The organism is Microcystis sp. M53602_WE12, assembly GCF_030065455.1.
Lineage (GTDB): Bacteria > Cyanobacteriota > Cyanobacteriia > Cyanobacteriales > Microcystaceae > Microcystis > Microcystis aeruginosa.
Map to the genome: position 1 here is coordinate 1 of NZ_JASJFB010000882.1, position 7,395 is coordinate 7,395.

Consider the following 7,395-nt stretch of genomic DNA (forward strand, 5'->3'; position numbering starts at 1 on the left):
ATTTTCCCCCCAATCACTCCAATGGTAGGCACTTTTTCAGGGAAAAAAAGTCTAAAAGCCTTATCCAACAAGGTTTTTATATTTATTCAGCAAACCCTACTTAGTTAAAAGTTTGAGAATAAAGTAATAGCCAAGCTGAAAACCGATAAGCTTTGTACGGATTTTTTTTATTGTAAACTGCTTCAAATAAAAGCTTTGTAACTTTGAACACAAGCCATCGGCAGGATTAGAGCTATCGAAAAGAGTCTGGGGTGGATGGTTCCTCTAATAGACGAATTTCAATGGGGATGTAGGCCAGTTTAGCAAAAATCTTTTGTTGATGACTGACGGGCCACCATTCGTAAAGAAAAATTTCTAAAGGTCGCCAGAGAGCCACCCAACCACTAATTAATAATCCTTCTTCTAAGAAGTGAATAAATGTATCGCTGCCAAAACGACTAATTAATTCGCTAAGACTCAAACAAACAAAAAGAAAGGAGAGACCAATTATTAAAGATATGCGTCCCTGTCGCCAAATTGTCCGTAATTTTCTTTGTTCTACCTGTTGGCGATAGTCAAAATAATTATGTAAAGCTGAGGGTAACAGATGTCGGGCGGTATTCTGTTCGTTACTGGGAAGATAAAAGACTAATTTAAGGGGGGTATTTAGGGGGAATTCATCCACAGAGTTAATAATATAATTTTCGGCGTTATCGTCTAAATCTCTATCTAAAAATGGCGAAGGATCGAGAGAATTAAAGACTTGCTGTAACTGATTAAGTTTAATTTCAATTAAGTAAGTTCCTTCCTCCTCTCGATAATAGGATTGTAATTGAGTCACCAGTCTAGACATTAGTTATTAAGGTTAAGCAAATGGGGTGAACTGATACAACTAAAATCTACTAAGTAGGTAGGCACAATTATTTGTAGGGCGTTGGGTTTCATGCTTCAACCCAACCTACGTTCATCTTATATTTAATTCCACCCACCCACTTAGAAGTTACTTCATCTTGCTCATTCAGGCTGAGGATTGTACTATCTCTGAGAATATTTTAGCTGTATCAGTCCCAGATCATTAATTTAATTTAGCGACCAAAACCAGCGTACCAAAAATAAGTGACCATGGGGATTACTGTAGCTAAAACCAGTAAAACTATCACCCAAATCGTGGCATTTTTATCGTCAGTTTCTTCTGCGGTAGTAAAGGTACTTTCGATATTAATTGTCGCTACTTCCGGCGGACCGGGATCCGGTTCTCCAGAAAGTACCGCCGTTAGACGACGACTAGCATCGAGTAAAGCTTGATTATATTTTCCCCCATCTTTGAGGGGAACTGCCATAGTTTCCGAGAGGATACTATCAGCAATACCATCGGTTAATAGGGGTTTTGCTTCCTCCCCAACCCGAATAGCAGTTTTATTGGTTAAAGTATCAAGGACGATGATAGTTTGATTGGCACGATCTTCGGAGTTAGGATACCATTCTCTCAGGATATCATCGGCTAAATTGTCAATTTTTTGACCGTAATCCAAGCGCCGGACTACCACCATTCTCACTTCCTGTCCGGTTTTTTCGGCGAGATTTTTTAGGTCTTTATTTAATTTTCCCTCGTTAGCGGCACTAATGGCCGCAACGGGATCGACCACATAAGTGGGCGCTCCGGGGCTTAAAATAGGGAGGTCATAGACTCCCATAGCAGCAGCCGGTGACAGGGAAACAGCCAAGGCTATACAGCAGGAGAGAAGGAGAGAAGCTAATAATTTGAGCATATTGATTCGGTAAAATTCCTATAGAACATAATAGGGGAAAAGTTTACTGTTTTTTGAGTCGGGAGACGGGAGACGGGGTGATGGGGAAATTCAACTAATACCCTCAAACCCTAAAACCCCAACACCCAAACCCTTTTAACTGATAACTGATAACTGATAACTGATAACTGATAACTGATAACTGATAACTGATAACTGATAACTGATTATGAGTGATTTTGAGGAACTAGAGTCTAAAAAACGGGAAAAAGCCCTAGAAATGCAGGCCCATCGCGATAATTTGCTCTCACGGGTGACAAGATTACTAATTTCTCAAGATCTCCACTTGGCGATCGATCATACCCTAGAACTGCTCTGTCAATTTACCCAGAGCGCTCACTGTTACATTATTCAATATTCTACCTGTCGTCAGCAGTGGAGTATGGTTTATGAATACTGTCACCCCGACTATCCGCAAGTTGTCCCGATTCGGGAACAATCACAAAATCTCTCGACGGAAACCTTTCCCTGGTTTTCGGAACAATTATTAAACGGTATTCCAGTTAAAATAAACTCTTTAGAAGATTTACCCGCTACTGCTATCCCTGAAAGAACTATTCTCGCTCATAGTTCTACTCCCTGTCTCTTAATCGTTCCCATGTGGGATAGTTGTGGGATAACGGTGGGTTATCTGGGATTGGATGCAAGTGCAGAAAAGCAATGGACAGGGGAAGATGTCACCTTTGTGCGGTTGCTGGGAGAATTAATTGCGATCGCACAAAGTAGATATGAAGCGGAAAAAGAGTTAAAAGAAGCTAAAGAAGCGGCAGTTAAGGCAAATAAAGCTAAAAGTGAGTTTCTAGCTAACATGAGCCACGAATTACGCACTCCTCTTAATGCTATCTTGGGTTTTACTCGCTTAATATCCCGGGATAGCAGCATCAGCAGTGAATATCGCCAATATTTGGAAATTGTCAATCGTAGCGGGGAACATTTATTAGAGTTAATCAACGATATTCTAGAAATGTCGAAGATAGAAGCAGGAAGAACGGTTTTTAACCCTAGTAATTTCGATTTATACGCTCTTTTAGATAATATTGCCGAAATGCTCCGTCCACAAGCGCAGACAAAAGCTTTAAGCTTAATTTTTGATCGCAGCTCCGAGCTTCCTCAGTATATTTATACTGATGAAAGCAAATTGCGACAGGTGTTAATCAATCTCTTGGGTAACGGATTGAAGTTTACCGAGTCGGGAGGGGTAACTCTCCGGGGAAAATTAGGGGAGAAAAGAGGAGATTATCAGCGATTGCTTTGGGAAATTGAAGACACAGGCGCAGGAATCGCCCCAGAGGAGATTTATAAGCTATTTCAACCCTTTAACCAAACGGAAACGGGACGAAAATCCCAACAGGGGACAGGATTGGGTTTACCTATCAGTAAAAAATTTGTTGAGTTGATGGGGGGTGCGATCGGAGTTAGTAGTATTCTGGGTCAAGGAAGTATTTTTAGTTTTGATATTCAGGTGGGTTTGGTGGGGGAAAATGAGATTAAAACCGAAACCCATAGGGCAAAAGTTATCGCTTTAGCGGAAAATCAGCCTAAATATCGCATATTAGTCGTCGATGATCGACCGGAAAGCCGTTTGCTGTTGCTGAAACTCCTGACTACCCTAGGATTATCCGTGCAAGAGGCCGCTAATGGTCAAGAAGCGATCGCAATTTGGCAAGCATGGCAACCTCATCTTATCTGGATGGACATGAGAATGCCGGTGAAGGACGGTTACGAAGCAACTAGGGAAATTCGGCAGTTAGAGGCTGATAATCGCGGAAAAACGGTGATAATTGCCCTAACTGCCAGTGCTTTTGAAGAGGATCGCGCCTTGGTTATTGCCGCCGGTTGTGATGATTTCGTGCGTAAACCTTTCCGAGAGGAAGTTATTTGGCAAAAAATGAGCGAATATCTAGGATTAAAATATATTTATGCCGATAATGAGCCAAATCAACCCAATTATTCGCCAGTTTTCCTCGATTCCCTGCAATCCCTATTAAAATTAATCAGTCCCGTCTGGATTAGACAATTGCAACAAGCGGCGCGAGAATGTGATGATGAAAAAATTATCGCCCTAACCGCAGAAATTCCCCCCGATTATGCTACCCTTGCCCAAGGTTTACAACAGTTAGCCAGAGAATTTTCCTTTGATGCGATCGAAACCATCATTAGAGATTTAAACATATCTTAAGAGAGTATTTTATCTAGATCTCAAAAACGTGATATTCTAAAGGCATAAATCCCTAAATATGGCAATTTTAAAGGATGAAACTGTTAAAAATGCTCATCGGTACTTTCTTAATACTACCGATTTTTTCCGTTCATGCTCAAGTCCCCTCGCTTCCCCCAATCAAGCAAAATTCCCCCAATCTTGGTGATCTACCCAATGATCCCACCCAGCAGAAAAATTGGCTTTGTACCCAAGGAGATCAACGCATTGCCGTGGCTGCCAAAGAAGAGCAAGGTTGGAAAGAATTAATTGAAAAACAAGGTTGGCAATGTCGTGAGGGAAATACCGACATACCCGATAAAACTCTCGGCTTTTCCTGTGAACCAGAACAAACCCTCGGCCTGTTGACAGTTTACTGGTTAAATGGTAGTAATGGTCAACAACAATTAAGCCAATGGCGAGATAAATTAGCAGCACAACAGGGGATGGTTTGTACCATCAATAACGTGCAGTTATTCGATACTCAAGAAAATATACCCAACCCATCAAAACCATGATTAAATTAGCAGTTTTGCCTCAGTCTATCCTCCTGGGTATCAGTTTACTATTAAATAATTCTCTGCCCTTACTTGCCCAATCTACACCCCTGAGCGTGGATAATTTAAGAAACACCGTCTATAACATTCCTAATCGGGGTTCCGTAATTGTCAGCGATGGTATTTTTCAATCCAATGAGGGACAGATTTTAGGAGTGCAAGTCAGTCGAGAAGCTTTGATGGGGGACTATAATAATGATCAAAGGAATGATGGTATTGTCGTGTTAAGAGTGATTACCAGAGATCAACAGCAATTACATTATTTAGCCCTAGTGATCGATAATAACGGTACTGCCACTAACACCGATACTGTCCTGTTAGCCGATCGAGTAATTGTCGATAATCTGAGTGCCAAAGATGGTATGATCACCGTCAACATGAGAAGATTTCTCCCTCGGGATCCTTCCTGTTGTCCGTCGGGAGTTATCACCCAACAATTTGCGATTAATCCTAGTATTAATCAATTGACTTTACTGAGTACCAACGAAAGTCAACCCACCACCCCAAATGTGCAGTTAGTACCCGCTTCTCCCCTGAGAATTAATAATAGTAATCTCCCCTTTCAACCTCCCGCTGGGGCCATCCAAATCCGCTTTTAACCTTGTTTTTGGTGCGTTACGCTATGCTAACGCACCCTACTGGATTGTTTGAGAAAAAATGACCTACAAATATCCCATCCAACGCTGGTATATTGCCGCGGCTAATCCCGAAAAAATCGAGGGGTTAGCGCGAGAAATGGGACTATCATCGTTATTAGCAACTATCTTAATTAATCGCGGTATTGATACCCCCGAATTAGCTAAAACTTATATAGATCCTGAAGCGGATACCTTACCCTCTCCCCTGGGGGAATTTCCCGACTTAGAAAAAAGTGTCAATTTATTAGTAAAAGCGATCGCTAGGGGCGATAAAATTGCTATCTGTGGGGACTACGATGCCGATGGCATGACCAGTACATCTTTACTGTTAAGAGCCTTGAGACATCTCGGTGCTAGGGTAAATCATGCCATACCCAGTCGCATGAAAGAGGGATACGGAATTAATCAGCGCATTGTCGAAGAATTTGCCGAGTCGGGAGTCGGATTGATTCTCACCGTTGATAATGGTATTTCCGCTCACGAACCGATCGCCCTAGCGATAGAATTAGGATTAAAAGTTATTATCACCGATCATCACGATCTGCCGCCAATTTTACCAAATGCCTCCGCTATTCTCAACCCAAAATTATTAACCCCTAACTCTCCCTATCAGGGATTAGCGGGGGTGGGAGTCGCCTATATTTTAGCGGTGACAACTGCCCAAAAAATGGGTAAATTACAGGGATTAACCGAGTCATTATTAGCATTATTTACCCTAGGCACTATAGCAGATTTAGCCCCATTAATCGGGGTAAATCGTCGCTGGTTAAAACGGGGTTTAAGAAAATTACCCAAATCCCAATTAGTCGGGATTCAATCCCTCATGCAAATAGCGGGAATTAGCGAGGAACAAAAGCAATTACAACCGGATGATATTGGCTTTAAATTGGGGCCGAGAATTAATGCAATTGGTAGAATTGGTGATCCCCAGATAGTTATTGAATTATTAACCACCGATGAGGCAGGAATTGCCTTAGAAAGAGCGATGCAGTGCGAACAAATTAATCGTACCCGTCAAGAATTGTGCGAAAAAATTGAAGAAGAAGCAATTAAATTAGTGGAAGAAACGCCGATTCTTTGGCAAAAAGATCGAGTTTTAGTCGTGGTAGAAAAAGATTGGCATCATGGGGTAATTGGTATTGTAGCCTCCCGTTTGGTGGAACGCTACGGAGTGCCGGTTTTTATTGGTACTTACGAGGAAGAAGATACGGGTAAAATTCGCGGTTCTGCCAGAGGAATTGAAGAATTTCACGTTTTTGAAGCCCTGCAATTTTGCCAAGATTTACTAGGAAAATTTGGCGGTCATAAAATGGCGGGAGGTTTTAGTTTACCCACAGCTAATTTACTAGCATTCAAACAAAGATTAAGTCAATTTTCTCACAAAATTTTACAAATAGAACAATTAAAACCTTTAATTAAAATTGATACTATCCTCGACTTTAAACAAATCACCCTGCAACTTTTTCAACAAATTGATAGTTTGCAACCCTGGGGAATTGGCAATGAATTACCCGTTTTTTGGACTCCTAACGTGCGAGTAGTGGAACAGAAAACTATCGGAAAAAATCATTTAAAATTATTGCTGGCTCAAAGCGATAATACCAGAATTAAAGCCCTAGCTTGGCGTTGGGGCGAATATTGTCCTTTACCAACGCGTTTAGATATTGCCTATAAACTCAAAGAAAATACTTGGAATGGTAATACAACCATAGAAATTGAATTAGTGGGAGTGCGATTACCCCAAGAAAATGATAGTATTAAAAAAGCAATTTTTATGCACGCCGAAAAAATGTATCAATGTAGTTTTTGGGGTGATGTAAACGAGATTCGCATCAAAAATGAACAGGGCGATATTTTAGTCGTGCAGAAAGGGCAGCGCATTGGTTTATTAGGCAAAAATCGACAACAAGCTAGAGAAGTCAACGTGACTGAACCCCGTTTTTATACTTTAATTAAAGTTGCCATCAAAGCTTTGGCTATCTAGCGCTGGCTGAATAAATCTAATACCAAATCCGTTTTTAAGTAGGGAGGCACAATTATTTGTAGGATGGGTTAGCGGTAGCGTAAACTATGCGGGCGTTGGGTTTCATGCTTCAACCCAACCTACGTTCATCTTATATTTAATTCCACCCACCCACTTAATAGTGTGATTAACTCTCAAGTTATGAATTGTTTCTCCCCACACCCCACACCCCACACCCCACACCCTACACCCC

General features: G+C 41.2%; 6 protein-coding genes. 4 read left to right on the top strand and 2 right to left on the bottom strand.

Going from position 1 to position 7,395, the window contains the following annotated elements; translation table 11 throughout:
- Positions 1 to 232: 232 nt before the first annotated feature.
- Positions 233 to 832: a hypothetical protein gene (locus PX482_RS26840; protein WP_004266806.1), complete on the bottom strand. Its 600-nt coding sequence runs from the start codon at positions 830 to 832 to the stop codon at positions 233 to 235.
- 232 nt (positions 833 to 1,064) lie between these two features.
- Positions 1,065 to 1,748 carry a photosystem II repair protein Psb32 gene (gene psb32 / locus PX482_RS26845; protein ID WP_004266807.1) on the bottom strand — a complete coding sequence of 228 codons (684 nt, stop codon included), beginning with the start codon at positions 1,746 to 1,748 and terminating at the stop codon, positions 1,065 to 1,067.
- A 208-nt stretch (positions 1,749 to 1,956) separates the two neighbouring features.
- On the opposite strand from psb32, the gene PX482_RS26850 reads away from it, so the two are divergent.
- The 4 genes from PX482_RS26850 (at position 1,957) to recJ (ending at position 7,163) form a co-directional block, all read left to right on the top strand.
- Positions 1,957 to 3,966, top strand: coding sequence for an ATP-binding protein (locus PX482_RS26850; RefSeq protein ID WP_288123245.1), 2,010 nt, complete (start codon positions 1,957 to 1,959; stop codon positions 3,964 to 3,966).
- A gap of 74 nt (positions 3,967 to 4,040) precedes the next feature.
- Positions 4,041 to 4,502 carry a hypothetical protein gene (locus PX482_RS26855; RefSeq protein WP_288027226.1) on the top strand — a complete coding sequence of 154 codons (462 nt, stop codon included), beginning with the start codon at positions 4,041 to 4,043 and terminating at the stop codon, positions 4,500 to 4,502.
- Positions 4,499 to 5,140, top strand: a complete 642-nt coding sequence (locus tag PX482_RS26860; protein ID WP_288094008.1) for an LppP/LprE family lipoprotein — start codon at positions 4,499 to 4,501, stop codon at positions 5,138 to 5,140. Before PX482_RS26855 ends, PX482_RS26860 begins: the two co-directional genes overlap by 4 nt.
- A 58-nt stretch (positions 5,141 to 5,198) precedes the next feature.
- Entirely contained in the window at positions 5,199 to 7,163 is a 1,965-nt protein-coding gene (gene recJ / locus PX482_RS26865; RefSeq protein ID WP_004266811.1) for a single-stranded-DNA-specific exonuclease RecJ, read from the top strand.
- Positions 7,164 to 7,395: the final 232 nt, after the last annotated feature.

Excerpts from the sequence above, each read along its gene's own strand:
- PX482_RS26840 (WP_004266806.1), bottom strand. The coding sequence starts at position 832 with ATGTCTAGACTGGTGACTCAATTACAATCCTATTATCGAGAGGAGGAA.
- psb32 (WP_004266807.1), bottom strand. The coding sequence starts at position 1,748 with ATGCTCAAATTATTAGCTTCTCTCCTTCTCTCCTGCTGTATAGCCTTG.
- PX482_RS26850 (WP_288123245.1), top strand. The coding sequence starts at position 1,957 with ATGAGTGATTTTGAGGAACTAGAGTCTAAAAAACGGGAAAAAGCCCTA.
- PX482_RS26855 (WP_288027226.1), top strand. The coding sequence starts at position 4,041 with ATGAAACTGTTAAAAATGCTCATCGGTACTTTCTTAATACTACCGATT.
- PX482_RS26860 (WP_288094008.1), top strand. The coding sequence starts at position 4,499 with ATGATTAAATTAGCAGTTTTGCCTCAGTCTATCCTCCTGGGTATCAGT.
- recJ (WP_004266811.1), top strand. The coding sequence starts at position 5,199 with ATGACCTACAAATATCCCATCCAACGCTGGTATATTGCCGCGGCTAAT.